The following is a 23,298-nucleotide window of genomic DNA, read 5'->3' as shown; positions in this document are numbered from 1 at the left end:
GTGATAAAGGGAATGAATGTTTTGCGCTTACCGAATGTGGACGAATTCCGCCAACCATTTATCGAGCCTTTGGGGCATTTGGTGATGCAGGCCGCGTATGCGGATAACGAGCTAATTGAATTATGCTCGAAGATTCCTTCGGAAGGCTCCCCTCACCAGATGCCGCCAGAGGAAGTAGCTCAGAAACTTAGGAACTGGGACCAAAAAGCAAAGGCCTTCGTCCATCTTCGCATCAATATGATCACTGATGACAGGCTAAGGGATCAGGCTTCAGATGCGCTGACCCGATTTGATACTCTCAGAACACAAAGACATCGGGCGATACATGATGCCGTTGAGGTCGGGATATTTGGTAGCGGCGACACGTACGAAGTATCCGCACTCGCACTCGAGTACAGGCGAGAAAAATCATGCACGACCGTAAGCCTGAACACCGTAACGCCCGAAGTGATCGCCAATCTGGCTTGCCAACTTTATGAGCTTCAGCGAGATCTAAATTCGGTGACTTACGCGCTGACGCGAGTGGAGGGATATCCGAGTAATTGACTTCCACCAATGGCGGAAGTTTTTGAATAAAAAGCAAAGAAGCCCGGCTTTTGGCCGGGCTCCCTCTGAAATTCGGCTTGGCCGAGTGCGGCTCAGCCCTGCGGGAAGTAGCTGTACTTGCCGTCCGGGCCCTTCTTCCACTCGTACATGACGTAGCCGGGAAGCTTCGGGTCGCCCTTGGCGTCGAAGGCCATGTCGCCGAGAACGGTCTTGAACGGACCCTTTTCATGCAGCGTCTTGGCAACGGCTTCGGCGTCGTCGGCCTTGCCGGTTGCCTTGATGCCGGCAGCGATGACCTGCACGGCTGCGTAGGAGTAGAGCGTGTAGGCTTCCGGGTTGAAGCCGGCAGCCTTGAACTTGGCAACCAGATCCTTGTTGGCCGGGTTCAGCGTCGGGTCGGGGCCGAAGGTGTTGAGCGTGCCTGCGACGGCGTCGCCGGCGATCGAGGCCAGTTCGTTGGAGACGATGCCGTCACCCGAAACGAGCGTAGCCTTGAGGCCCTGGTCCTTGGCCTGGCGGATGATCAGGCCGGCTTCGGTGTGGAGACCGCCCCAGTAGATGATCGTGACGCCGGCTTCCTTCATCTTGGAGATGAGAGCCGAGAAGTCCTTGTCGCCGACGTTGACGCCTTCGCGGATGACTTCCTTGAGGCCCTTGGCGTTCATCGCCTTCTTGGTCTCTTCGGCAAGGCCCTGACCGTAAGGCGTCTTGTCGTCGATGATGGCGATCTTGGCAGTCTTGAACTTGTCGGCGAGGTAAGCGCCGGCAACGCTGCCCTGCTGGTCGTCACGACCGCAGGTACGGAACACGTTCCACAGGCCACGCTCGGTGAAGACCGGGTTGGTTGCAGCCGGGGTGATTTCCAGCATGCCGTTCTCGGCATAGACTTCCTTCGAAGCCGGGATGGAAACGCCCGAGTTGAAGTGACCAACCACGTATTTCACGCCGTCGGAGGCAAACTTGTTGGCAACCGAGATGCCCTGCTTGGGGTCCGACACGTCGTCGCCGAGGACGATCTTGATCTTTTCGCCGTTGATGCCGCCGGCGGCATTGATATCGGCTGCAGCCTGTTCGGCACCCTTCTGGAGCTGTGCACCGAAGGCGGCGTTCGGACCCGTGAGCGGACCGCCGACGCCAATAACGATGTCGGCCCATGCGCTACCGCTGAAGGCGACCATGGCCGTCAGCGCAACCGCGGAAAGAAGAGACTTCTTCATCGAGTTACTCCCAATTTTTTAGGTGAGCTGATTTTTCGAAACCGGGCGCAATACCCACCATCACTGCGCCGGAAATGTTCCACTCTAGGTTACTTATGATTTCAACCCGGGCCAATCTGAGGACAGAAAAGTGCGGCTGTCAATCTTTCTTCTTGAAGGAGAAAGCCGAAGTCGGCTCGTAGAGCCAATAGTAATTCTGCACCATCTGGCGCGTCCGCCGAATGCGGAATCCGGCGCTCGAAAAGACGAGCAGGATGACCACGTCGAGGATGTAATAGAACGGGCTGATGAACGGCCCCTGGAACAGCGCATAGTGCAGAAAGCGCATCGCCACGCCGAGCAACAGCGTATAGACCACCACCGTCAGATAACCGTTCCACCCCTCGGCGGCGGCCTTGCCGGACCTCCACGCGGTCCAGAAACCGATGATCAGCACGAGGAAACGCAAGAGGTACCGCACGCCGCTGTCGCTTTCGAAAAACAGTCCCTGCATCCTAAATTCCTCCGGCTGCCAAAAGCACAACCAATACGTTCAATGCCGTCCACCTTCAAGGTAGGCGGCGCGCACTTCCGGATTGGCAAGAAGCTCTTTTCCGGAACCGGACATCGTCACCTTGCCGTTGACCATCACATAGCCACGGTCGGAGAGTTTCAATGCCGCGAACGCATTCTGCTCGACCAGGAAGACGGTAAGCCCCTCTTCCTCGTTCAGCTTCTTGATCGCCTCGAAAATGCCCTTGACGATCAGCGGCGCCAAGCCCAGCGAAGGCTCGTCGAGTAAAAGCAGCTTCGGCCGCGCCATCAGCGCGCGCCCGATCGACAACATCTGCTGTTCGCCGCCCGAAAGCGTGCCGCCACGCTGCGCCTGGCGTTCCTTGAGGCGCGGGAAGAGCGTGAAGATCTTTTCGACGTCCTCGCTGAAATATTTGAGGTTGTCGAGGCCGGCACCCATCTGCAGGTTCTCGTAGACGGTCATGCGCGGAAAGATGCGCCGGCCTTCGGGAGATTGGGCGATGCGGCGTCGCGCGATCAGGTGCGTCGGCAGCCTGGTGATGTCCTCGCCGTCGAAAATAATTGAGCCGGCGCGGGCCTGCGGGGCACCGCAGATGGTCATCATCAGCGTCGATTTGCCGGCACCGTTGGCACCGATCAGGCTGACGATCTCGCCCCTGTTGACTTCGACATCGACGCCTGCGAGTGCACGGATATTGCCGTAATAAGTCTCGACAGCCTCGACTTTCAGAAGGTTTTCGGCCGCCATCAGTGATTGCCTCCCTCGAGTTCTACCGCAATCACCTCTTCCACCTCGTCATCCTCGACGCCGAGATACGCGGCGATCACTCGGGGGTCGTTCTTCACATGGTCCGGCGAGCCGTCGGAAATCTTCTGGCCGTATTCGAGCACCACGACATGGTCGGAAATCTGCATGACCACCGACATGTCGTGCTCGATCAAAAGGATCGACACGCCTTCGTCGCGGATCTGATGCAGCAGCGTGTTCAGCGCCGCCGATTCGCGCGGATTGAGGCCGGCCGCCGGTTCGTCGAGGCACAGCAGTTCCGGATTGGTGCACATCGCGCGGGCGATTTCGAGCCGCCGCTGGGCGCCGTAAGGAAGGTCGCCGGCGGGATCGTCGGCGCGATCGGTCAGATCGGCCTTGTCGAGCCAGTATTTCGCCTTCTCGATCGAGGCATCGACCGCCTTGCTATAGGTTGGCAGGCCGAGGAGGCCGAGGATCGTGTAGCCCGACGCCTTCATCAGCGCGTTGTGCTGTGCGACCAGCAGGTTTTCGAGAACCGTCAGGCCCGAGAACAGGCGGATGTTCTGGAAGGTGCGGGCGACGCCCGCCACCTTGGGGATCTCGAAGTCGCGCAGGCGCTCCAGCAGATATTCCTTGCCGTCCCTGCGCTGCAGGGTGAGCATGCCCATGGTCGGCTTGTAGAAACCGGTGATGCAGTTGAACACCGTGGTCTTGCCGGCGCCGTTCGGGCCGATCAGGGCGGTGATCTCGCCGCGCCGTACTTCCAGCGACAGGTCGTTGATGGCCATCAGGCCGCCGAACTTCATCGACAGGTGCTCGACCTTGAGGATCGTATCGTTCGTCATCGTCGTCGTTCCGAGAGCCATCAGCCGTGACCCTCCTTGGTAAAGCTTCCGGAGACCGCCCTGCGCTCCTTGAGGAAGGCCGTCGGTTCCCGCGATCCGACGAAGCCGCGCGGCTTGAACAGCATGACGATGATCATCGCCAGGCCGAAGAGCAGCATGCGGTAGAGTTCAGGCGTGAAGTCCGGTCCGAACACGGACTTGAGGAAGGACATTTCGCGCAGCACTTCGGTGCCGCCCACCATCACCACCGCGGCGAGCGCGATGCCGGTGAGCGACCCCATGCCGCCGAGAACGACCATCGCCAGGATCACGGCCGATTCCAGGAAGACGAAGCTTTCCGGCGACACGAAACCCTGGCGGGTTGCGAAGAACGCCCCGGCGAAACCGCCGAACATCGCGCCGGTCGCAAAGGCCGTCAGCTTGGTGGTGACTGTATTGATGCCGAGCGAACGGCAGGCGATCTCGTCCTCGCGCAGCGCTTCCCAGGCCCGGCCGATCGGCATGCGCCTGAGCCGGATGGTGACATAGGCGGTCAGCATGCAGAGCGCCAGGATGACGTAGAACAGGAAGACCTTGTAATAGACCGAGGAGGCCGACAGGCCCCATGCCTTGACGAAGTTGTTGGTCGTGCCGGTATCGAAAGACCAGATGCCGAAGAACGACGCCTTAGCAATGCCCGAAATCCCGAAGGTTCCCTTGGTCACGTCCGTCCAGTTGATCAGCACGAGGCGAATGATCTCCCCGAAGGCGAGCGTCACGATGGCAAGATAGTCGCCCCTCAGACGCAGGACCGGAAAACCGAGGATGATCCCCCAGAGCGCTGCGAGAATGCCAGACATCGGCAAGAGCAGCCAGAAGGAGAAACCGAAATAGGAGGACAGCAGTGCGTAAGAATAGGCGCCGACCGCATAGAAGGCGACATAGCCAAGGTCGAGAAGACCGGCGAGGCCGACCACGATGTTCAGGCCCCAGGCGAGCATCACGTAGATGAGGATCTGGATGCCGAAATTATCGACATATTTCAGCGATCCCTGCTTGCCGACGATCAGCAGCGACAGGAAGGGATAGACCAGCAGGAAGATCAGCGCGATCTTCAGGAAATGCCGGTGGAAGAAGTTCTTCTGCTCGGAAATTTCGAGGACGCCGCTCTTTGCCTTGGCGAGCTTGCGGCGATCGATATGCGGCTTGATGAAGCCGACCGTGAGGAAGCGGCCGACCGCCGCCACCACCACGAAGATCGCCAGAAGACCCCAGCGGGTGCGCCAGACCAGCGCGTTGTTGATGTCCTGATAGGTCTCGATGCCGACGAACAGCAGGAACATGAAGAAGGAGACGACGCCGGCAAACAGCCCCTCCCGCACCGCCTTGGCAAGCACGTTCGGGTGTCCGGTTTCGGTTGCAGCTGTCATGTTACACCTTCTCCACTTCCGGCCGGCCGAGAATGCCGGTCGGCTTGAAGATCAGCACGAAGGCGAGGATCGCAAACGTGGCGACGTCCTTGTAGGCGATGGAGAAATAGGCCGACCACAGCGACTCGATGAGACCGATCAGCAGCCCTCCGAGAACCGCGCCCGGCAGCGAACCGATACCGCCGAGAACCGCCGCCGTGAACGCCTTGACCCCCGGGATGAAGCCGTCGTTGAACGAGGCGACGCCGTAATACATCAGGTACATGGCACCGGCGACGGCTGCGAGCGCCGCACCCATGATGAAGGTGATCGAGATCGTCCGGTCGACGTCGACGCCAAGCAGCGCCGCCATCTTGCGGTCCTGTTCGGTCGCCCGCTGGGCGCGACCGAGCGGCGTCCTGTTGACGATGTACCAGAAGGCGAACAGCAGCACCGCCGTGATGACGACGATGAGCACCTGCTTCAGCGAGACGGTGATGGCGCCGAGATGGAAGACGTCGGTCACCATAGGCGGGATCGGCTTGTTGCGCGGCCCCTGCGTCACCTGGATGAAGTTGGACAGCACGATCGACATGCCGATCGCGGTGATCAGCGGCGCAAGCCGGAACGAACCGCGCAACGGCCGGTAGGCGACCCGCTCGATCGTCCAGTTCCACAACCCTGTCATCAGCATGCCGACAAGCAGCATCAACAGCAGAAGCAACGCCACCGGAATACCGGCGAAGAAGGAGGTTGCGATCAGGAAGACGATGAGAGCGGCAAAACCGCCGAGCATGAAAATATCGCCATGGGCAAAGTTGATCATGCCGATGATGCCGTAAACCATCGTATAGCCGATTGCCACAAGGCCATAGATGGATCCAAGAGTCAGCCCGTTGATGAGCTGCTGGATAAAATACTCCATATATTTTCCCCTGGATGCGATCCCGGAAGGGTCGCATCTCGTTTATTGCCCCTTGCGGGTTCTTGCGTTCTTTGGCGCATTCCATAACGTTTTCGTAAGGAATGTGAAGACAAAAAGCCGAGAGATCGACAAAATCGCGGCACTTCTCAACAATCTGGCAACACAAAGATCAGAAATTCCACTAAACCGGCAGCTTCTGACGAAAAATTAGCCAAACGACCCCGCTTGCGAAATTTAAGATCGCCCCGAAATTGGCCTCAAATCCCTATCCGGCTCCCCCGTGAGCCCCTGACGGATCAATCGGCGAACCCGCGGGTCAGCGCATGCTCGCGGCCCATTTCCATCAGCTCCTCGAAGACCGAGCCGGCCAGAGAGCGAGGTACGATAATCTCGAACGTGTCGGCGCCCGTGCGGGCGACATTCGCCGTCGCATGGCAGCACAACATCGCGGCGGACTGCCCCTCCTCGAAGACCTCCGGATGCAGGTCGACCGCCACGCACCGGCTAAGAATTTTGCGCACGCTCGGGCCGAAGATTTCCATCAGCACCCGGCCGTCGCTCTGATCGACGACGGAGGCGCCGGCGATGGCGGACAACATGCCGGCGACCGTCTCGGCGCCGACCGTCCGCGATACGGCAAGCCATTCGGACGGGCCGCAGAAGCGCGGCGCGACATCTTCGGCATTCCACAAGGCCTCGGCGACCTCGGCCTCGCGGCCGGCATGGGCGAGAACCGAGAAGATCACGGGCCGGCGAATGACTGAGAGGTGGTTCGGATTCGGATCCGTCTCGAAGCCGGAAATATGATCGTCGAGGACATGCCGGTGGAGAAGATTGATCGACATTCAGCAGCCCTCAGAGATGCAGTTTGCGGTTTTCGGGATCGACGAAGACCGGCGGGCAGACTTCGGCAAGCACTTCCGAGCCGCGCAATCCGTCCCAGACCATGACCCGTTCGCCGATTCGCTCGCGGCCGGATTTCAGCATGCCGAGTGCGATGAAATGCCCGAGCGTCGGCGAGAAACAGGCCGACGAAACGAAACCCTGATCGTTCGCCATCGAGGGCTTTGCGCCGTCCTTCAGGAGGTGCGCGCCGGCCTTGATCTCCTTGTCGGCCTCGATCGGCTTCAGGCCGACGAGCTGCAGCCGGTCGGCGGCCGTCAGCCCGAAGCGGGTGGAGAGCCGCCTGCCGATGAAATCCGGCTTCTGCATCGCCATCATCCGGCCGAGCCCGACGTCGTCGGGGGTGGTGCGGCCGTCGAGCTCGCTGTGGGTGACATGTCCCTTCTCGATGCGCAGCACGTTCAAAGCCTCGACCCCGTAGGCGCAGATGCCCTCCTCGCGGCCCGCATCCATGATGGAGTCGGCAACCGCCTCGGAGTAACCGGCCGGAACCGCAAGCTCGTAGGCGAGCTCGCCCGAGAACGAGATGCGGAAGAGCCGCGCCTTCAGTCCGCCGCGAAGCGTGACGTCCCGGACGGCGAGAAACGGGAAGGCAGTATCGGAAATATCCTCCTGCACGACGCGGCTCATGATGATCCGCGCCTTCGGCCCGGCAAGCGACATCTGCGCCCATTGATCCGTGGCGGAGACGAAGCGCACGTCAAGTTCCCGCCAGAAGGTCTGGGCCGAGAATTCCAGATGCGCCAGCACGTCGGCGGCATAGGCCGTGGTGGTGGTCATGACATAGTGGTTTTCGGAAAGCCTGCTCACTGTTCCGTCGTCGAAGACGATGCCATCCTCGCGCAGCATCAGCCCGTACCGCGCCCTGCCGACCGGCAGTTTCAGAAAACTGTTGGAATAGATGCGATTGAGGAATTCCGCAGCACCCTGTCCGAAAATCTCGATCTTCCCGAGCGTCGAGATATCGCAGAGCCCGGCATTGGCCCGAACATTCAGGACCTCGCGATCGACGCTCTCCCGCCAGGTCTTCTCACCCTCCCTGGGGAACCAGGCGGAGCGGTACCAGAGACCGGATTCGACGAAGGTCGCGCCATTCTTCCTCGCCCAGCCATGCAGCGGGGAGGTGCGTACCGGGGCTGCATGTTCGGCCCGCGCCGTGCCTGCGAGGGCACCGAAGGAGACCGGCGTGTAGAACGGCCGGAAGGTGGTGGTGCCGATCTCGGCTGGCGACACGCCCCGCATGCCGGCGACGATGCCGGCCGCGTTGACATTGCCGAGCTTGCCCTGGTCTGTTGCCATGCCGGCGGTCGTGTAGCGCTTGGTATGCTCGATATGGCGAAAACCTTCGCGCTGGGCGAGGCCGAGATCGCCGACATGCACGTCGTTCTGGAAATCGACGAAGGCCTTGTCCCGGGCGCCCGGTACGTACCAGAGCGGCGCGAAGGACGGGTCGTATTCGCCCTCGACCTCGGGTGTTTCGAGGGACCCGACCAGCCTGCCCAGGGAGTCGAGCGCCGCATGCGCCTTGGCCGAACCGTCCTTCAGGCAGTCACCCAGCGACGCATGGCCGGCGGCCGAACCGGCAGCCACAAAAGCGCCCCCGACATCAGGCGCCAAAAATGCCTGCTTCTCATCCGACCAGACCGGCTTGGTGCCGCGCTGGCACATCAGATGCACGATCGGCGACCAGCCGCCGGACATCGCCAGCGCATCGCAGCCGATCACCTCCTCGAAGCCGGAACGCTCCGCTATCAGCCCCTCGATCCGGTGGCGCCCGTTGGTGGCGATGACCGAGCCGTTACGGATGACACGGAGGCCGTCCGGCACCGGATCGGCCGATTGCGGCCGCGCATCGATGATCGCGGTGACATCAACGCCCTTTGCAAGGAGATCGGCCGCGGTGCGATACCCGGAACCACCATTGGTGAAGACGGCGACCTTGCCGCCGACAGCGACACCATAGCGGTTGAGATAGGTGCGGGCGGCCCCAGCCGTCATCACGCCCGGCTTGTCGTTGCCGCCGAAGACGAGGGGCCTCTCCTCGGCACCGGCGGCAAGGATCGCCCGTTTCGCAACGATGCGCCACAGCCGCTCCATCGGCAGGTCCGGTGATGGCGAGGCCACATGTTTCTGTACCCGCTCGACGCCGCCGAACACCATGTCGTCATACCAGCCGAACACGGTGGTGCGCGGCATCAGCGTCACATTCGGCAGCGACGCAAGTTCCTCGACGACCTCGGCCGCGAATTCCGCAGCCGGCTGGCCGCCGACCGCAGCGCTTTCCGACAGCAGCGAGCCGCCGAGCCTGAACCCCTCGTCGGCCAGAACGACCCGGATCCCAGCCCGGCCGGCAGCGAGCGCCGCCATCAGACCGGTCGGGCCTGCGCCGATCACCAGCAGGTCGCAATGCGCCCAGGATTTTTCGTAACGGTCGGGATCCGCCTGCATCGTCACCTTGCCGAGCCCGGCGGCGCGGCGGATCAGCGGCTCGTAGAGCCTTTCCCACAGGACGCCCGGCCACATGAAGGTCTTGTAGTAGAAGCCGGCGCCGAGGAACGGTGAGAACAGATCGTTCACCGCGCCAAAATCATGCCTCAGCGATGGCCAGCGGTTCTGGCTTGCGGCGGCAAGACCGTCGTAGAGCTCGACCACCGTCGCCCGGGCGTTGGGCTCAGCCCGCGAGCCCAAGCCGATCGTCATCAGCGCATTGGGCTCCGCGGAGCTTGCCGTCACCACCCCGCGCGGGCGGTGATATTTGAAACTGCGGGCCATCAGCATCTGGTCGTTGGCAAGCAGCGCCGAGGAAAGTGTGTCGCCCTCGAACCCCTTGTAGGTCCGGCCATCGAAGGTGAAGTTGAGCGACTGGCCACGATTGACTGCGCCGCCCGATCCGAGACGATAGGAGGTCATTCGGCAGCCCCCGCCCGTTCGAATTCCGCAGCATCCGTCACGCCGAAAACCTCATGGGTAAGGTTGTCGCGCTCGACCACCAGAAATCGGCGGCAGCCGGCGACGTGGTGCCAATACTCCTGGTATCGCCCTTTCGGATTGTCGCGGACATAGACGTAACGATGCCAGGCCTCGTCCTTGGCGGTCGGCGAAGGGCGTTTCGGCGCGGCGGCCCCGCGGATCGAAAACTCTTCCTTGGGTCTGGTGCCGCAATGCGGACAGGTGATCAGGCTTGCCATGGGGAATCTTGCTCAGTGGAGGTTCGGCTGGGGGCCTCGGCCCGCTTCGTCGATCGTGTAACCGCGCTCGAACCGGTCGAGCCGCATGAAGCGCGAGACGTGATGCGTCTCGTTTTTGGCGATCAGGTGGGCGAAGCAGAAGCCGGAGGCCGGCGTCGCCTTGAAGCCGCCGTAACACCAGCCGCAGTTCAGATAGAGATTGTCGATCGGCGTGCGGTCGATGATTGGCGATCCGTCCATCGACATGTCCATCACCCCGCCCCAGCTTCTCAAGACCTTGGCGCGCGACAGGCCGGGGATCAGCGATACCCCCTCCTCCATCGTGTGCTCGACGGTCTGCAGATTGCCGCGCTGCGCATACGAGGAATAAAAGTCGATCTCGGCGCCGAAAACGAGCCCGCCCTTGTCCGACTGCGATATGTAGAAATGGCCGGCGCCATAGGTGATCACGTGGTCGACCACCGGCTTCAGCCCTTCCGAGACGAAGGCCTGCAGTACATGCGTTTCGATCGGCAATTCGAGATCGGCCATCCGCCCGACGGTGGTCGTATTGCCGGCGGCGGCGAGCGCCAGCTTGTTGCAGCCGATGAAACCCCTGGTCGTTTCGACACCGGTGACAAGTCCGTTCTCGCGGCGGATGCCGGTCACCTCGCAATGCTGGATCAGATCGACCCCGCGGGCGTCCGCCCCACGGCCGTAACCCCAGGCGACCGCATCGTGCCGCACGGTACCGGCTCGCTTCTGGTAGAGCGCACCCATGATCGGGAAACGGGCGTGGTCGAAATTGAGATAGGGCGCCTTCCGGCGCACCTGCTCGCGGTCGAGCAGTTCGGCATCGACGCCATGGATGCGCATGCCGTTGCCCTTGCGGGCATAGGCGTCCCGCTGGCCGTCTGAATGGAAGAGATTGAGCATGCCGCGCTGCGACACCATGGCATTGTAGTTGAAATCCCGCTCCAACCCTTCCCAGAGCTTCAACGAAAATTCGTAGAACGGGTTGTTGCCTTCGAGCAGGTAGTTAGAGCGGATGATCGTCGTGTTGCGCCCGACATTGCCCGACCCGAGATAGCCCTTTTCGAGCACCGCGACATTGGTGATGCCGAATTCCTTGGCGAGATAATAGGCCGTTGCCAGCCCGTGCCCGCCGCCGCCGACGATGATCACGTCGTAATGCGGCTTCGGCTGCGGTTCGCGCCAGGCCGGCTTCCACATCCGGTTGCCGGACAGCGCTTCCTTGAAGATCGAATAGGCCGAATAACGCATGCTTTTCCCTGTCTCTCGCCGCGCTCACATTCGCATATGCGAGACAAAGGACAAGCGCAATCAGGACATCGAAAAGCCTGCCTGCGACGAAACGCCCGAGCGTTGCTTCAAAGGCACGGAGCGTCGAAGCGAGCATGTTTCCCAGGGGCCGCTTAAGGTTTTTCAAAGGCTTGACCGCCTCCGCCTCCCCGCCTGCGCCATCGGCCTTAGACTCGTGGTCGACTGAAAGGAGACAACCATGGCCGATACGACCGCAAATCTGAACATGCCCTTCATCCTGCCTTCGCAGGCGCAGAAACACGTGACCCACAACGAGGCGCTGCTGCGGCTCGACGCGCTGGTGCATTTGACGATCGCCGCGGAACTCGCAAACCCGCCCGACGCATCCGAGGAAGGCACCTGTTACCTGGTGGCGACCGGAGCGACCGGCGCCTGGACCGGCAAGACGGGGCGTATCGCTTCCTGGCAGGACGGCTATTGGGCATTTCTGGTCCCGCGTGTCGGCTGGCGCGCCTGGTTCGCCGCTTCCGAAAAGCTCAAAGTGTTCTCGGGCACGCTCTGGCAGGACATCCCCCTGCCCGCCAGCGGCCACGTCGAAGAATTCGGCATCAATGCGACGCCCGACAGCACCAACCGGCTCACGCTCGCCTCGCCGGCAAGCCTGTTCACCCACGTCGGCAACGGCCACCAGATCAAGGTCAACAAGGCAACATCGACCGACACGGCCTCGCTGCTCTTCCAGTCGAACTGGACGGGTTATGCGGAAATGGGCCTCGCCGGCAATACCGAGTTCTCCGTCAAGGTCAGCGACGGGACGACCTGGAAGACCGGGCTGTCGATCTCGCCGGCCGGCCGTGTCTCGCAACCCAACCAGCCGGCCGGCCGCGCTTACCGCACTGGCACGAGTTTCACCCCGACCGCCGGCCAGCAGAGCGGCTTCACCACGCTTGCCCTCGATCGCGGCGGCCTTTCGCTGGGCGCTGCGGTCGGCGGCGGCGGTAACCGGGTCGTGGTGCCGGCAGATGGCCTATACCTTGTCGCCCTCAATCTCGCGGTCCTCTCCTCGTCCGGCCATGCGACCAGCCTGCTGCTCAATGCAACGCAGACACTTATTCTGATGAACGGCGCCGCTGGTGGAGCACAAATACAGTCCGCAACGGGAATTTTTTCCTTTTCCGCCGGGGATTACCTGACGCTCGGGCATTCGGGAACGGCGCAACTGGAACTGGGCGCCGGAAAAACAGAGCTGTCCTTGGCGATGCTGCAATAACAGCAAACTCTAAAATTATATTCATCGTTAACGGACGGTTAACTTGGCTGATGACTCGCGACTGGAGGTATTCTATTAAGAGCCACCGTCGCCCTCAGGGCGTCGGGCGTGGGGTGGGGTGGCTGGTTTTGAGTGTTCCTGATCTGCATAGCGACACCGCCGACGGGTCGAGCGGCGGGCGGTACATCGAGCCGCCGCCAGTCCTCGTCCGGCATTCGGGTTTACCCCGTAAATCCCGCGGCAGCCTTCGAACGCAGCTCGCGGCAAAGCGGGCGATCGACATCGGCGTCTCGCTTTGCGCACTGATCCTGCTCCTGCCTCTGATGCTGCTCGTCGCACTGGCGATCCGCATCGACAGCGACGGGCCGGCCCTTTTCACCCAGATGCGCTGGGGCAAGGGCGGTCGCAGGTTCCGGGTCTACAAGTTCCGCTCGATGCGCACCAATCTCGCTGACGCCAGGGGAATAGCCCAGACGGTCAAGGACGATCCCCGCCTCACCCGCGTCGGCGCCCTCATCCGCAAGGCGAATGTCGACGAACTGCCGCAACTCCTGAACGTTCTGAAAGGCGACATGTCGCTGGTCGGCCCCCGCTGTCACGTGATCGACATGCTGGCCGCCGGCATCCCGTACGAGAGCCTGGTTTCGGATTATCATCGCCGCCATTCGATGCGGCCGGGCATGACCGGCCTGGCACAGATGCGCGGTCTTCGCGGACCGACGGATCGTCCGGGCAAGGCGCGCGCCCGTATCGCATGCGACCTCCATTACATCGACAATTTCTCCATTTTGCTCGATCTGCGTATCATGTTCGGCACGCTGCTCGCGGAATTTCGCGGCGGCAAAGGCTTCTGATCAGCCACTTTCAAACGACCCTCCAATCGCCGAAACACCATCTTTTCCTGGACAGGTGACCCTTTTTCGCCCTGCCCAGGGACACGCAGCGCGATTGTTGCCACAGTTGGAACAAATGCTGCGGCCTGTTTAGTCAAATATTAAAACTGGGCCGCTAGGCTCACCGACGTGGTCTTGCGTTGTGTAGAGAGTTCAATGACCGAATTGATACGTCCCCGAGTTAAATATGTCATCGGTCCCGATGGCAGCCCCTTGACGATCGCCGACCTGCCGCCGGCCAATACGCGCCGCTGGGTTATCCGGCGGAAGGCAGAGGTGGTAGCCGCGGTTCGCGGCGGCCTGTTGAGCTTGGAAGAAGCCTGCGAGCGTTACACGCTTACCGTCGAGGAATTCCTCTCCTGGCAGTCCTCCATCAACGATCACGGCCTGGCCGGCCTGCGCACCACGCGCATCCAGCAATATCGTCACTGACGCCGAATTCGCGGGCGCAGACCCGCACCGGAAAACAAAAGGTGCCGCTGCCACCAACGCAACGGCACCTTTCGGTTTCTGGAAGACGGCTCAATTCTGCCCGGGTCCGATCCGGGGGAGCGACGGCAGCACCCCGGCGATAATGGCCGAGGCGGCGTAGAACCAGAGGCCCGGCTGCGAGACCGCAACAGCCAGGCCGCTGCTCTTCGCCGCAAAGACGACGATCGCCACCAGCATCACGTCCATCATCGACCATTTCGAAAGATGCGGCATCGCGCGGCGGAAAAATCCTGCCTCCGCCGCCAGTCCGGAGAACTGCACGGTCAGCCCTGCCAACTTGACGATCGGAAAAACGATCGAAAACAGGCCGACCACCAGCGACAGCGCCAGGTCTCCCTCCCGGAAAAGCACCGCGACGAGTTCCAGCAGCGACGGCGTCTCGCTGAAGAAATAGAGCCGCTCGAAACGGATGATCGGCAAAAAGAGCCCGAGCGCCAGAAAGATCGCGGCCAGCGCGAGAAGAAGCGGCCGCAGCCAGTTCATCGCTTTCTCCGTTGACGATGTGTCACCCTTGGTAAGGGAGCCTTGGCTATTTCCCTTCGGCCCTCCCCGTATTACACCATCGGCGAACGGACAAAAGCGGGACAATCATGAATATTACTTTGGAAGAGACACGGTCTGGCGGTCGTTATGTGGCCGAGGTCGAAGGTCATTATGCCGAAATGACCTATTCGCGCGCTTCTCCGGAACTTGTCATCGTCGATCATACCGGCGTTCCGGATGCGCTTCGCGGAAAAGGCGTCGGTCAGGCGCTTGCTCAGCATGCGGTCGAAGAAGCCCGCAGAGGCGGCTGGAAAATCATTCCGCTCTGCCCGTTCTTCAAGGCCCAGGCGGAACGCCATCCGGACTGGCAGGATATTCTTCGCTAACGGAAGGGCCCGAGCCCGAATCACAAACGTTAACGAGAGCCGAAAAATACGGAAATGGGGCCTGGCGCCGCGGCACCGCCCCAGATTATGGCATTTTCGTCTTTGATGCCGCCCGACTGTGTTAAGCCCGGGCGCGCATTCCGCCATCGCGCTCTTCGAGCGCCGAAGCCTTGGCAAATTCGGCTTCCGCTTCCTCGAGCGCCAGTTCTGCGCTCTCCTCCTGGACCTTCAGTTCACGAATCGAGACCTGAAGATTGTCCGCGCGCTGGCGGGCGGCCTTCGCGAAGGTCGGATAAGCGAAGTGATTCCGGTCGGTGATCCCGGATTTCTTCTCTTCCAGAGTGATCTGATGCTCGAGTTCTTTAGACATTCTCTCGAATTCAGCCATCATCATCTGCAATTGCTGCAGTTGACGACGTTTTTCAGTGACCTGAAAGCTTTTCAGGCGAACCATGCTGTCACGCGACTTCATACGCAATACTCCGTGGATAGCGAGACCCAGGCCCGTGTATCCGGATTGGTACACTCCGGATCAAAAAATTCTCGCGACGTTAATAAATCAAGCGTCGCGTTAACCTTTCGTTTACGGGCATCATTAATGATAAACCGGATCGTTTAAGGGTCGGTAAATGCCAGGGCCTAAATTGGCCGCGACAATGTATGAGTCGAATGAATCACTTAGCGGAATTTCCTCATCCGCGGATTCAATCCTGGTGATGGCCAAACTTGAAGGGAAAACAGGTTGCTACTAATCTTGCTTAACGAAATCATGAACCTTGCCAGGTTGAATCATAATTTGTTAACCATTTAGTGGCAGCTTCCAAATCAGGCTCAGTCTGGATCCGTATCGAGTAAGGGGGCAACGAGACCTTACGCGGCGGTAAAGGGGAAAAATATGCGGGTTCTACTCATCGAAGATGACAGCGCGACTGCCCAAAGCATCGAGCTAATGCTGAAATCGGAGAGCTTCAACGTTTATACGACCGACCTCGGTGAGGAAGGCGTCGATCTTGGCAAGCTCTACGACTATGATATCATTCTCCTCGACCTCAACCTGCCCGACATGTCGGGCTATGAAGTGCTTCGCACCCTGAGGCTTTCGAAGGTCAAAACACCGATCCTCATCCTGTCCGGCATGGCCGGCATCGAAGACAAGGTCCGTGGCCTCGGTTTCGGCGCCGACGACTACATGACCAAGCCCTTCCACAAGGATGAACTGGTCGCTCGCATCCACGCGATCGTCCGCCGTTCCAAGGGTCACGCGCAGTCGATCATCGTCACCGGCGAACTGATCGTCAATCTCGACGCCAAGACCGTCGAAGTCGGCGGCCAGCGCGTTCACCTGACGGGCAAGGAATACCAGATGCTGGAGCTCCTCTCGCTCCGCAAGGGTACCACGCTCACCAAGGAAATGTTCCTGAACCACCTTTACGGCGGTATGGACGAGCCGGAACTGAAGATCATCGACGTCTTCATCTGCAAGCTGCGCAAGAAGCTCGCCAATGCCGCCGGCGGCGCCAACTACATCGAAACCGTCTGGGGCCGCGGCTACGTGCTGCGCGAACCGGAGGCGGAATACGCCGAAACCGCCTGAGCTGCTTGAAAATCCCCTTATCCAAAACGTCCGCCTGGCTGCCAGGCGGACGTTTTGTTTTGATCTGCCTGCGGATCCGAAACGAAACGCGAGCCGGCAATCATGCAGGCTGCAGCCAGTCGAGTGGATGTATCGGCTTTGAGAATCAGGCGGCCTGCGCCAGGGCCGAGAAGACCGACGTCAGGATCTTGCGATCAAAGGGCTTCAGCAGAAAATCGTCCGCACCGGCGCGCTTGCCGGCCATCATCTTCTTCAGGTCCGCCTCGATGACGCAATAGAAGATGCGGACACTCTTGCCGTTCGGCATCGCCCGGATGGTGCCGATGAGTTCAAGCGCGCCTTCCAGCGCGGCATCGACGATCAGGAAGTTGGGAAGCTCGGCATTGCAGCGCGTGGCCGCCTCGCGCGCGGTGCTGGCCTCGATCACGAGGAAGCCCAGTTCCGACAGGATTCGCTTTCCGACCGTGCGTACGATGTCCGATCCGTCGGCAATCATTAAACGCTGCATCGTATCCCCCTGACGCTGAACCCGCTCTGGTCCCGAGCATCTATCTTTAGGGGGATGGCGCTAATGAATGGTTACCCTCCGGCGCCAAACAACCACAGATCGTTTCAAGCAGCCACGGTTTCGGCGATGAAAACGATCTTGTCTTCAGAAACCACGTGGCTCAGTTCCATGCCGGACTCTTCCGCGAGCAGCACCGTGTAATAGGGCTGGATCGAATGAGCATCGATCGGTTCTTCGAGGGTACCGCTGGCGATCTCGACGAACTTGGCCGGCACGCGCATCATCCGTCCCTTGATGGTGAGGATGAATTTCGCGTCGTATTCCGGGTTTTCCAGCGTTACGTCCACCGAACCGCCGCGGGGAATGCCGGCATAGGCGACCAGGAAGAGGTTGAGGAGCAGCTTGACCCGGTTCTTGGCGATGATCGCCCGCGGGCCGTTCCAGGTGACCTCGGTCTTCTTTTCGGCGATGGCGAAATCCTTGGCGGCCTTCTCGGCCTCGCCCGTATCGATCGAGGCGCCGACCGAGCCGGAAGCACCGAAGGCGAGCCGCGCGAACTTGAGGCGCACCGAGGCATTGAGCGCCGAGGTGCGGATGAGGTCGAGCGCGTCGCTGTCGGCGGCACCTTCGTCGAGAAGCTCGAGGCCGTTGTTGATCGCGCCGACCGGGGAGATCACGTCATGGCAGACGCGGCTGCACAGAAGTGCCGCGAGATCTGGCCCGGCGAGGGTAAGATTCGGATTCTTCGGCATGTAGGTCTCCTGTTTGGGAATGCTCCCCCCATATTCGCCTTGCCATCTGAAGGTTGCGCGAGGGTGTAGCAATGTTCCTGGCCATAATGACACCATATTTGGTAAACCGATTGTTAAGATCATGGCTTCAAAATGGCCGGGCCTTAAGCATGATGCAAAAGGCGTGCCCCTGGATGATACAATCATGGATCTGACAATGCGCATCCACACCCCTTCCGCTCTCGCTCGTTTCGCAGCGACGGTGTTTGCCGTGATCGCAGCCGTGGCGGTCTTCGCAGGCCCGGCATCCGCCCAGCAGGGCTCCAACCAATATTCCGCCCAGGAAATCGTCGATGCCGGCCACGGCTTCTTCGGCTCCACCAGCGGGGGCCTTGCCAAGGTCGTGGAGAACGCCTTTTCGCAATACGGCCTGCCGAACGGCTATATCCTTGGCCAGGAAGGCTCGGGCGCGTTCATCGCCGGCCTGACCTATGGCGAGGGCGAGCTCTATACGAAGAACGCCGGCCAGCACCCGGTCTTCTGGCAGGGTCCCTCGCTCGGCATCGACTACGGCGGCCAAGGCACCCGCGCGATGATGCTGGTCTACGACCTGCCCTCGGTGAACAGCCTTTATGCCCGCTTCGGCGGTGTGTCGGGCTCCGCCTTCGTGGTCGCCGGCGTCGGCATGACGGTGCTGCGCAACAACAATATGATTCTCGTGCCGATTCGCACCGGCCTCGGTGCTCGCCTCGGCATCAATGTCGGTTATCTGAAGCTCACCCAGTCGCCGACCTGGAACCCTTTCTGAAATTCGCCATTGTCCTCCGAGGACAACGGAGGGGAATTCATGTTTTGCACCAGAGCGGCCGGTAATCCGGCCTTCTGCCCGAAGGGCGCTTGCCGGTTGAATGTGACCATGCTTAAACAGCCTGCGCATTCCCATCCAGACCGCGAAACGGCCTCATCGTGATCCAATTTGCTCTTCTGTTCGGCTTGGGTTTCCTGAGCGCTGCACTTGCGGTGATGCTGGTTGCACCGGCGGTCCACAATCGCATCGTCCGCTACACCGAAAACCGCATCAAGGCGACGCTGCCGATCAGCCCGCAGGAAGTCCGCGCCCAGCGGGACATGGCCCGCGCCGTCTATGCGGCCGAGAATGCCCGCACCAAGCAGGAACTCGTCCAGGAAAGGGACCGGGCGGTCGCGCTACAGATCAAGAGCGACAGGCTGGCCGAGGAGGCCACGCAGTTGCTGTCGGAGATCACCGACCTGCGCGCCCAGATCGACACCATGGATGTCGAGGCTGCCGACGCCCGTTCGCGCCTTCGTCAGGAAGACAGCTATATCCAGCAGTTGAAGGCGGCGCTCGAAACCGCCGAGGAAACGGTCGCTGCCAAGGATCTGGAGATCGAGAAGCTGCAGCAGCGCCAGCTTCTGATGATCGCCGAGGCCGACAATTTCCGGATCGATCTTTCCACCCGCGACACCGAGGTCGAAAACCTGAAATCCCGGGTCACCGCCTTGCGCGACGAACGCGATACGCTGCGCAACGACGTCCGGCAGCAGACTGCCCGCGCCAAGGACGCCGAGGCACGGCTTACCCAGGAAGAGCATCGCGTCCAGCGGCTCGAGGACAAGCTTGCCAAGGAAATCGCCGACCGTGCGGACAGGGAGGCGGCGCTGGAACGCAGGCTTGCCGAGATCGCCCGCCTGCGGGACAAGCTGAAAGGCGCCAGCGCCGAAGCGCGGGATTCCAGTCGCGCCCTTCGCGATTCGGCGGCTCTCCGCCCGATGATAAAGGCAACGCCGAAGAAGAAGATCACTCCGGAGGACATCAACCTGCGCGAAATCCCGCATGCCCCGCCTCCGAGACAAGCCCGGATTTCCGGACAGCCGGATGTCGATCCCATCGTGGCAAGGATGGCTGAAGATGCCCGCAACAGGGCAACGGCGCTCTCCGAACGCCTGCAAAAGGGCAGCGGCAGTGACGACGCGATTCGCCAGGAACTCGCCTCGATAGCCGCCAGCATGGTGGCCATGACGGCGGCGTCCGAAGGTTCGGCCTCGCCGATTCACAAGATCCTGTCCGGCAAGTCCGGAAACAGCAACCGGGAAAGCCTCGCCGCGAAGTCGAAGAAGACGCTCGCAGCCCGTCAGGACGCGAACACCTGAGACCTCTATAACCTGCCCTGAGATAGGCGACCCTGCGCCATGGCGATCTCATAGAGTGCGATGCCGGTCGCCGTCGCCGCATTGAGGCTGTCGAGGCCCGGTGCCTGAGCGATCCGCGCCGATCGGATGCGGCTGAGGACCTGTGCGGGCAGTCCCTCGCCTTCCGTCCCGGTGATCAGCACCATACGGTCGGAGGGCGGCACATCGCGGATTTCCACGGAACCCACGGGCGAAAGCCCCCAGACGGCAAAATCCCTCTCCATCAGCACGGCTAGGATATCCGTCATCGTGCTATGCCGCGCATAAGGCACCGACAAAACCGCTCCAACGGAGACCCGCAGCGACTTGCGGTAGAGCGGATCGCAGCAGCCCTGATCGAGCAGCACCGCATCGGCGCCAAAGGCTGCGGCGTTGCGGAATATGGAACCGATATTGTCGTGATTGGAAATCCCGAAAGCCGCGACCACCAGCGCCTTCTCGGGCAACATGGCAACCAGGTCGTCGGCTGTTCTCTCCTGTCGGCGGCGTCCAAGCGCCAGCACGCCCCGATGCAGGTGGAAGCCGGCGATCTGATCCAGCACCGCGGCCGAAGCCACGTAGACCGGAATATCTGCCGGAAAACCTGCAAGGATCTCGGAAAGCCCCGCAACCCGGTTTTCAAGCAGCAGGATCTTCTCGGTCAGAAAATCGCCGCCCGAACCATGCGCGCTGGCGAGCATCCTGAGCACCACTGTTCCTTCCGCTATGAACCTGCCTTCCCGCCCGGTGAGGTCCCGCTCGCGGATCGACCGGAACTCGGCGATCCGCGGATCGTCCGCGTCATCGATGCGGATCGGCGCCATTATTGCGGTATCGCCACCGTCACATCGGCGACGATGCGGCCGGCAGCGATATCGTAGATCAAGACCTTCTGGTCGCCGGTCAGCAGGCCGTAGAACAGGATCTGGCTGCCGGAGAGCGATACGCCCTGCACGACGAAGCCGGCGGGCAGTTCGGCGGTTGCCGCGAGCGGCTGGCCGGCCGGCACCGAGAACCCGCCGGTCGAGGCGATCGTCTCGGGCTTGGCGGGCCGTTGAGCGACCTTGTAGACAATGGCGCCAAGGACCGCCATAAAGCAGACGAACAAGATCCCGCCCGAAACGAGTATCAGAAGCACCATTTTCCGGCGGATTCTCTCCATTGCCGGATCAAGCGGCTCTTCCTGTTCCTCGATTTCGGGTTGGGGCATGAGGGGGACGTCCTTGTTCTTGTCGAATGTTATCGGAATGATTGAATGAACGATCCCTTTAAAGAAGCCGAGCGTCCAAGGAAAGTCCTCACTGCCTCCGACGAGGCCGAAGGGCGGCTGGACGCCTGGCTGACCTCGGTGCTCGAAGGCGAGTTTTCGCGAAACCGCATCAAGGTGCTGATCGAACAGGGCGCCGTCAGCCTCAACGGCAAGCCGGTCACCGAGCCGAAGAAGAAGATCAATGCCGGCGATAAAGTCGAGATCGAGCTTCCGGAACCCGAGGATCCGGAGCCCAAGGGCGAGGATATCCCGCTCGAAGTCCTTTACGAGGACGACGATCTGATCGTCATCGCCAAACCCGCCGGCCTCGTCGTCCATCCGGGCGCCGGCAACTGGACCGGCACGCTGGTCAACGCGCTGATCTACCATTGCGGCGCGAGCCTTTCCGGCATCGGCGGCGTCAAGCGCCCCGGTATCGTCCACCGGCTCGACAAAGATACGAGCGGCGTCATGGTCGCCGCCAAGAACGACATCGCCCACCGCCACCTCGCCGACCAGTTCGCCGACCACGGTCGTTCCGGGCCGCTGGAGCGCGCCTATCAGGCGGTCGTCTGGGGTCGCCCGCGCGGGCTGAAGGGCACGATCGATGCGCCGCTCGGCCGCGCCGGCGACCGCACCAAGCGCGCCGTGCAGAAGGAAGACAGCAGCGATGCCCGCGAGGCCATCACCCATTACCAGGTGATCGAACGGTTCCACGAGAAGCCGGACGCGACAGCGCTTGCCGCGCTGATCGAATGCCGGCTGGAAACCGGGCGTACCCACCAGATCCGCGTGCACATGGCCCATATCGGCCACCCGCTGATCGGCGACCAGGATTATTCCGCCGGCTTCAAGACCAAGGCGAACCTGCTGCCGGATTTCGCCAAGGACGTCGTCAACCGCTTTCCGCGCCAGGCGCTGCACGCCTTCCTGCTCGCCTTCGAACACCCCCGCACCGGCGAGGTGATGGAATTCGAGGCGCCGATGCCGGAGGATATGGCAGAGTTGATCGAAGCGCTGAAGGCATGAAACGGGTGGCCTGAGGTAACGTTGGAGAGTATATAACTCACGATACTTCAGAGGCATCCCAAGGTCCTCCATGAGCCAGCTCGCCGTCACGGAACTCCTCGATACGGACCTGATCAAGGTCCGCGACGTCGTGTGCAGCGGCGAATGCCGGCACAGGAGCGATGAGGAATGCTCGCATGCGACCAGCCTCGTCTTTCCCTATCGCGGCGTCTTCATGCGCCATGTCGGCCGCGACGATACGGTGGCGGAAGCCAACCAGGTCCTGTTCTTCAACTGCGACGAGGCCTATCAGATCAGCCATCCGGTCGAAGGCGGCGATTCATGCCTCAGCATGGACGTGCCCGAAGCGATGCTGGAGGAACTGGTCCCGGCCGAGCACCGCAACCCCAAGGGATCGCGCTTCGTCTTCGACAAGCAGCGGCTGAGGATCGACGAGCGCGCCCAGGCGCTGGTGGCATTGCTACGCCACAGTTTGATGCGCGGCGCCGCCGAGATATTAGAGGCCGAGACGCTGGCCATGACGCTGGTGCGCCGCTCCGTCGGGGTCAGGACCGCCCGCGCCGCGACCGCCAGTGCGGGGCGGCAGAAATTGGTGGACCGCGCCAAGCTCGCCCTCTCCTCCGATCTTGCACGCCGCTGGACCCTCGCCGAGATCGCCCGGGAGGCCGGCGTCTCGCCGGTCTATCTGACCCAGGTCTTCCAGCAAGTGGAGGGCACACCGCTCTACCGCTACCAGCTTCGCCTGCGGCTGGCCAGGGCGCTCGACCTACTCGGCACCTATGACGACCTAACCGAGCTCGGGCTGGAACTTGGCTTTTCGAGCCACAGCCACTTCTCTTCCGCCTTCCGTCAGGCCTATGGCCGCACGCCGGCGGAGTTCCAGCGATTTGCGGGCTTGAGATAGCGCGCCGGCAAAGTCGCTAAAGATTCTGACAGC

The 23,298-nt window shown here is 61.5% G+C and carries 26 protein-coding genes; 10 read left to right on the top strand and 16 right to left on the bottom strand.

Features of this window, described 5'->3' with window-relative positions; genetic code table 11:
• Nucleotides 1–12: 12 nt before the first annotated feature.
• On the top strand, nt 13–546 hold the full coding sequence (locus tag J2857_RS03750; RefSeq protein ID WP_210008689.1) for a hypothetical protein: 534 nt from the start codon (nt 13–15) through the stop codon (nt 544–546).
• A 92-nt stretch (nt 547–638) separates the two neighbouring features.
• Here J2857_RS03750 and J2857_RS03745 read toward each other — a convergent pair whose 3' ends face one another.
• The 10 genes from J2857_RS03745 to J2857_RS03700 form a co-directional block, all read right to left on the bottom strand.
• Nucleotides 639–1,763, bottom strand: a complete 1,125-nt coding sequence (locus J2857_RS03745) for a branched-chain amino acid ABC transporter substrate-binding protein (RefSeq protein WP_210008687.1) — start codon at nt 1,761–1,763, stop codon at nt 639–641.
• 139 nt (nt 1,764–1,902) lie between these two features.
• Nucleotides 1,903–2,256, bottom strand: coding sequence for a DUF6867 family protein (locus tag J2857_RS03740; RefSeq protein ID WP_210008685.1), 354 nt, complete (start codon nt 2,254–2,256; stop codon nt 1,903–1,905).
• A gap of 39 nt (nt 2,257–2,295) precedes the next feature.
• Complete coding sequence (locus J2857_RS03735; protein ID WP_210008683.1) at nt 2,296–3,024, bottom strand: ABC transporter ATP-binding protein; 729 nt, start codon at nt 3,022–3,024, stop codon at nt 2,296–2,298.
• Nucleotides 3,024–3,890, bottom strand: a complete 867-nt coding sequence (locus J2857_RS03730; RefSeq protein ID WP_210008681.1) for an ABC transporter ATP-binding protein — start codon at nt 3,888–3,890, stop codon at nt 3,024–3,026. The genes J2857_RS03735 and J2857_RS03730 overlap by 1 nt, the downstream gene beginning before the upstream one ends.
• Nucleotides 3,890–5,278 carry a high-affinity branched-chain amino acid ABC transporter permease LivM gene (gene livM, locus J2857_RS03725; RefSeq protein WP_210008680.1) on the bottom strand — a complete coding sequence of 463 codons (1,389 nt, stop codon included), beginning with the start codon at nt 5,276–5,278 and terminating at the stop codon, nt 3,890–3,892. Before livM ends, J2857_RS03730 begins: the two co-directional genes overlap by 1 nt.
• Nucleotide 5,279: 1 nt before the next feature.
• Nucleotides 5,280–6,182 carry a branched-chain amino acid ABC transporter permease gene (locus J2857_RS03720; RefSeq protein ID WP_210008678.1) on the bottom strand — a complete coding sequence of 301 codons (903 nt, stop codon included), beginning with the start codon at nt 6,180–6,182 and terminating at the stop codon, nt 5,280–5,282.
• Nucleotides 6,183–6,478: 296 nt separating this feature from the next.
• Nucleotides 6,479–7,027, bottom strand: coding sequence for a sarcosine oxidase subunit gamma (locus J2857_RS03715; protein WP_210008676.1), 549 nt, complete (start codon nt 7,025–7,027; stop codon nt 6,479–6,481).
• 10 nt (nt 7,028–7,037) lie between these two features.
• Nucleotides 7,038–9,995, bottom strand: a complete 2,958-nt coding sequence (locus J2857_RS03710) for a sarcosine oxidase subunit alpha family protein (RefSeq protein ID WP_210008674.1) — start codon at nt 9,993–9,995, stop codon at nt 7,038–7,040.
• On the bottom strand, nt 9,992–10,273 hold the full coding sequence (locus J2857_RS03705) for a sarcosine oxidase subunit delta (protein ID WP_210008672.1): 282 nt from the start codon (nt 10,271–10,273) through the stop codon (nt 9,992–9,994). The genes J2857_RS03710 and J2857_RS03705 overlap by 4 nt, the downstream gene beginning before the upstream one ends.
• A gap of 12 nt (nt 10,274–10,285) precedes the next feature.
• Nucleotides 10,286–11,536, bottom strand: coding sequence for a sarcosine oxidase subunit beta family protein (locus J2857_RS03700; RefSeq protein ID WP_210008670.1), 1,251 nt, complete (start codon nt 11,534–11,536; stop codon nt 10,286–10,288).
• Between the two features lie 238 nt (nt 11,537–11,774).
• Here J2857_RS03700 and J2857_RS03695 point away from each other — a divergent pair, with 238 nt between their 5' ends.
• From J2857_RS03695 to J2857_RS03685, 3 genes are all read left to right on the top strand, one after another.
• Complete coding sequence (locus J2857_RS03695) at nt 11,775–12,806, top strand: DUF2793 domain-containing protein (RefSeq protein WP_210008668.1); 1,032 nt, start codon at nt 11,775–11,777, stop codon at nt 12,804–12,806.
• 128 nt (nt 12,807–12,934) lie between these two features.
• Nucleotides 12,935–13,660 (top strand): sugar transferase, encoded by a 726-nt coding sequence (locus J2857_RS03690; RefSeq protein WP_210008666.1) that lies wholly within the window; start codon nt 12,935–12,937, stop codon nt 13,658–13,660.
• Nucleotides 13,661–13,855: 195 nt separating this feature from the next.
• Nucleotides 13,856–14,131, top strand: coding sequence for a DUF1153 domain-containing protein (locus J2857_RS03685; protein ID WP_007769470.1), 276 nt, complete (start codon nt 13,856–13,858; stop codon nt 14,129–14,131).
• Nucleotides 14,132–14,221: 90 nt separating this feature from the next.
• Here the strand turns inward: J2857_RS03685 and J2857_RS03680 are convergent, their stop codons facing one another.
• Nucleotides 14,222–14,674: a paraquat-inducible protein A gene (locus tag J2857_RS03680; protein WP_210008664.1), complete on the bottom strand. Its 453-nt coding sequence runs from the start codon at nt 14,672–14,674 to the stop codon at nt 14,222–14,224.
• 107 nt (nt 14,675–14,781) lie between these two features.
• Between J2857_RS03680 and J2857_RS03675 the strand changes: the two genes are divergently transcribed.
• A complete protein-coding gene (locus tag J2857_RS03675; RefSeq protein WP_210008662.1) occupies nt 14,782–15,060 on the top strand; it encodes a GNAT family N-acetyltransferase in 279 nt (92 codons plus the stop codon).
• A 121-nt stretch (nt 15,061–15,181) separates the two neighbouring features.
• Here J2857_RS03675 and J2857_RS03670 read toward each other — a convergent pair whose 3' ends face one another.
• Nucleotides 15,182–15,532, bottom strand: a complete 351-nt coding sequence (locus tag J2857_RS03670) for a hypothetical protein (protein ID WP_046603647.1) — start codon at nt 15,530–15,532, stop codon at nt 15,182–15,184.
• A 423-nt stretch (nt 15,533–15,955) separates the two neighbouring features.
• Between J2857_RS03670 and ctrA the strand changes: the two genes are divergently transcribed.
• Nucleotides 15,956–16,654: a response regulator transcription factor CtrA gene (gene ctrA, locus J2857_RS03665; RefSeq protein WP_007769464.1), complete on the top strand. Its 699-nt coding sequence runs from the start codon at nt 15,956–15,958 to the stop codon at nt 16,652–16,654.
• A 145-nt stretch (nt 16,655–16,799) separates the two neighbouring features.
• Here ctrA and J2857_RS03660 read toward each other — a convergent pair whose 3' ends face one another.
• Both J2857_RS03660 and chpT read right to left on the bottom strand, forming a co-directional pair.
• On the bottom strand, nt 16,800–17,162 hold the full coding sequence (locus J2857_RS03660; RefSeq protein WP_210008660.1) for a response regulator: 363 nt from the start codon (nt 17,160–17,162) through the stop codon (nt 16,800–16,802).
• A 104-nt stretch (nt 17,163–17,266) separates the two neighbouring features.
• On the bottom strand, nt 17,267–17,914 hold the full coding sequence (gene chpT, locus J2857_RS03655) for a histidine phosphotransferase ChpT (RefSeq protein ID WP_210008658.1): 648 nt from the start codon (nt 17,912–17,914) through the stop codon (nt 17,267–17,269).
• A gap of 184 nt (nt 17,915–18,098) precedes the next feature.
• Between chpT and J2857_RS03650 the strand changes: the two genes are divergently transcribed.
• Both J2857_RS03650 and J2857_RS03645 read left to right on the top strand, forming a co-directional pair.
• The gene (locus J2857_RS03650; protein ID WP_370649327.1) at nt 18,099–18,701 is read left to right on the top strand and encodes a DUF1134 domain-containing protein; all 603 of its coding nucleotides are present in this window, start codon (nt 18,099–18,101) and stop codon (nt 18,699–18,701) included.
• Between the two features lie 158 nt (nt 18,702–18,859).
• Nucleotides 18,860–20,065: a hypothetical protein gene (locus J2857_RS03645; protein WP_210008656.1), complete on the top strand. Its 1,206-nt coding sequence runs from the start codon at nt 18,860–18,862 to the stop codon at nt 20,063–20,065.
• Nucleotides 20,066–20,070: 5 nt separating this feature from the next.
• On the opposite strand, the gene J2857_RS03640 is transcribed toward J2857_RS03645, so the two are convergent.
• Both J2857_RS03640 and J2857_RS03635 read right to left on the bottom strand, forming a co-directional pair.
• The gene (locus J2857_RS03640) at nt 20,071–20,907 is read right to left on the bottom strand and encodes a TrmH family RNA methyltransferase (protein WP_210008654.1); all 837 of its coding nucleotides are present in this window, start codon (nt 20,905–20,907) and stop codon (nt 20,071–20,073) included.
• Entirely contained in the window at nt 20,907–21,293 is a 387-nt protein-coding gene (locus J2857_RS03635; RefSeq protein WP_210008652.1) for a hypothetical protein, read from the bottom strand. Before J2857_RS03635 ends, J2857_RS03640 begins: the two co-directional genes overlap by 1 nt.
• 45 nt (nt 21,294–21,338) lie before the next feature.
• Here J2857_RS03635 and J2857_RS03630 point away from each other — a divergent pair, with 45 nt between their 5' ends.
• Entirely contained in the window at nt 21,339–22,361 is a 1,023-nt protein-coding gene (locus tag J2857_RS03630) for an RluA family pseudouridine synthase (protein ID WP_210008649.1), read from the top strand.
• A gap of 70 nt (nt 22,362–22,431) precedes the next feature.
• Nucleotides 22,432–23,265 (top strand): helix-turn-helix domain-containing protein, encoded by an 834-nt coding sequence (locus J2857_RS03625; RefSeq protein ID WP_210008647.1) that lies wholly within the window; start codon nt 22,432–22,434, stop codon nt 23,263–23,265.
• The last annotated feature ends 33 nt before the right edge of the window (nt 23,266–23,298 follow it).

It is taken from the genome of Neorhizobium galegae, assembly GCF_017877055.1.
Lineage (GTDB): Bacteria > Pseudomonadota > Alphaproteobacteria > Rhizobiales > Rhizobiaceae > Neorhizobium > Neorhizobium galegae_D.
The sequence above is the reverse complement of the archived record's forward strand: the minus strand, read 5'-3'. Positions and strand labels throughout refer to the sequence as shown.